We start from the raw sequence: 1,519 nt of genomic DNA, 5'->3' as shown, positions 1-1,519 counted from the left end.
TGACGGTGTGCTCGGTTTTTTTGATGGCTCGCTCGCGGCGCTCGCTCATGAGTTGTCTGCCTCCCATACTCGCCGCCGGCAGGCAGGACCGCTGCCCAGCTCGCCGTAACCACGAGTCTAGGCGAATTCCGGTCGGTGCAACGAGGACGTCCGAGCCGAAATCGGCGTGTTGCCGGGGTGATACCCGATCCGGTGTTCGGGTGTGTCAGTTGCCGAGTGCGGCGCGGACGGCCGCTGTCACCAGTGCCGCGTGCAGGTTCAGCGACAGTGCCGCCAGTTCGCGGACGGTCTCCTCGGCGCGGGCGCGCGCGTCGGCGTCGCGGCTCTTGGCGATGGGCGCGGCGATCTGGGCGACGAGGGCGGCCTCGCGATCGGCGGCCAGCTTGAAGGCGCGCAGATGCCGGGCCTCCAGGCCGAATTCGGCCATCGATTTGGCCGCGTGCGCCAGCGTCACGGCGTCGGATTCGAAGAAGCCGCCCGCGCCGGGGACGATCAGTCCGGCGCGCAGCAGGTCGTCGAGAAACGTGTCGTCGATGCCCGCCTTGGCGAGCAGATCGGCGCGGGTGAGGCGCACCCCGACGTCGACGCGCAGTTCGTCCGGCGTGATCTCGCCGGGGACGACGCCCAGTCTGCGCGGCGGTACCGGGCCTGCGCCGTCGGTGTCCGCGCGCGCGGCGCCGGACAGCGACTGTCCGGCCTCCGCGGCGCTGTGGTGGGAGTGCGCCCTGGCGCGCGCTTCACGCACGCCGAGGGTCGCCGCACCACTGTCGATCGCTTCGAGTTGCTCCTTGATCACCTTGAGCGGCAGGTACTGATCGCGTTGCGCGGTCAGCACGAAACGCAGCCGTTCGTAGTCGGACACCGAGAACCGCCGGTATCCCGACGGTGTCCGCTCCGGCCGGATCAGGCCCTCGGATTCGAGGAACCGGATCTTGGAGATGGTGATATCAGGAAAATCTGGTCGCAGCAGGTCGAGCACGGAGCCGATCGACATCCCTCCGCGCGCCCACTGCGCCGCCCCTGTCACAGCACTGCGCCCTTCGCGAGCACCAGCACCGTAGGGGTCATCGCGACCCCGCGCCCGACGCCGACTCGTTCGCCTGCGCGCGCGGACCGGTCAGGAAGACCAGCCGGAACTTGCCGATCTGGACCTCGTCGCCGTTCTGCAGCTCCGAGGAGTCCACCGGCTCCCGGTTGACGTAGGTGCCGTTGAGGCTGCCCACATCGACGACCTGGAACGAGTCGTCATCCTGACGGAACTCCGCGTGCCGACGGCTGACAGTGACGTCATCGAGGAAGATGTCACTGTCGGGATGGCGACCGGCCGAGGTGGTCGGCTGATCCAGCAGAAACCGCGAGCCCGCGTTCGGGCCGCGCTTGACCACCAGGAGGGCCGCGCCGACCGGCAGGCCCTCGACGCCCTGCCACGGCTGAGCGCCCGACGGCACCCACGCTCCCCGCGCCGAGACCGCGGGGCGGGAGTCCGCGCGGAAGACCGAACTGGTCACGGGCGAGGGCT

2 protein-coding genes are annotated in these 1,519 nt (G+C 69.8%); both read right to left on the bottom strand.

What is annotated here, in order from left to right; all coding sequences use genetic code 11:
• Positions 1-205: 205 nt before the first annotated feature.
• On the bottom strand, positions 206-994 hold the full coding sequence (locus ACFWPJ_RS32540; protein ID WP_378857315.1) for a MerR family transcriptional regulator: 789 nt from the start codon (positions 992-994) through the stop codon (positions 206-208).
• 70 nt (positions 995-1,064) lie between these two features.
• Positions 1,065-1,508 carry an FHA domain-containing protein gene (locus tag ACFWPJ_RS32535; protein ID WP_378857317.1) on the bottom strand — a complete coding sequence of 148 codons (444 nt, stop codon included), beginning with the start codon at positions 1,506-1,508 and terminating at the stop codon, positions 1,065-1,067.
• Positions 1,509-1,519 lie beyond the last annotated feature (11 nt).

Origin of the sequence: Nocardia sp. NPDC058497, from assembly GCF_042720195.1 — a bacterium.
Classification (GTDB): domain Bacteria; phylum Actinomycetota; class Actinomycetes; order Mycobacteriales; family Mycobacteriaceae; genus Nocardia.
This window is presented reverse-complemented; position numbering and strand designations above follow the sequence as displayed.

What these genes read in the sequence shown, in the direction of transcription:
- ACFWPJ_RS32540 (WP_378857315.1), bottom strand. Translation starts at nt 994, where the DNA reads ATGTCGATCGGCTCCGTGCTCGACCTGCTGCGACCAGATTTTCCTGAT.